Origin of the sequence: Paraburkholderia kirstenboschensis (assembly GCF_904848585.1) — a bacterium.
Lineage (GTDB): Bacteria > Pseudomonadota > Gammaproteobacteria > Burkholderiales > Burkholderiaceae > Paraburkholderia > Paraburkholderia kirstenboschensis.
On the sequence record NZ_CAJHCR010000095.1, the window covers coordinates 1 to 559 of the forward strand.

The window sequence follows — 559 nt, forward strand, 5'->3', positions numbered from 1 at the left end:
GCCGTTACCCGAGGTGTTGATCGAACCGTTCGGATCGACGATCACGCCCGTGCCATTCGTGCTGTTGCCCGAGATGTTGGTCGTGCCGTTATCCGTCGTGTTGATCGAACCGTTGATATCCGTGCCAGTCCCGTTGGTCGAATCACCCGAGATGTTGGTCGAGCCGTTACCCGAGGTGTTGATCGAACCGTTCGGATCGACGATCACGCCCGTGCCGTTCGAGCTGTTGCCCGAGATGTTGGTCGTGCCGTTATCCGTCGTGTTGATCGAACCATTGATGTCCGTGCCCGTACCGTTGGTCGAATCACCCGAGATGTTGGTCGAGCCGTTACCCGAGGTGTTGATCGAACCGTTCGGATCGACGATCACGCCCGTGCCATTCGAGCTGTTGCCCGAGATGTTGGTCGTGCCGTTATCCGTCGTGTTGATCGAACCATTGATGTCCGTGCCCGTACCGTTGGTCGAATCACCCGAGATGTTCGTCGAGCCGTTACCCGAGGTGTTGATCGAACCGTTCGGATCGACGATCACGCCCGTGCCATTCGTGCTGTTGCCCGAG

General features: G+C 58.1%; 1 protein-coding gene. It reads right to left on the minus strand.

Features of this window, described 5'->3' with window-relative positions; all coding sequences use genetic code 11:
• On the minus strand, positions 1-559 hold a 559-nt coding region (locus tag JMY24_RS38170), incomplete at both ends, for a hypothetical protein (protein WP_413231311.1).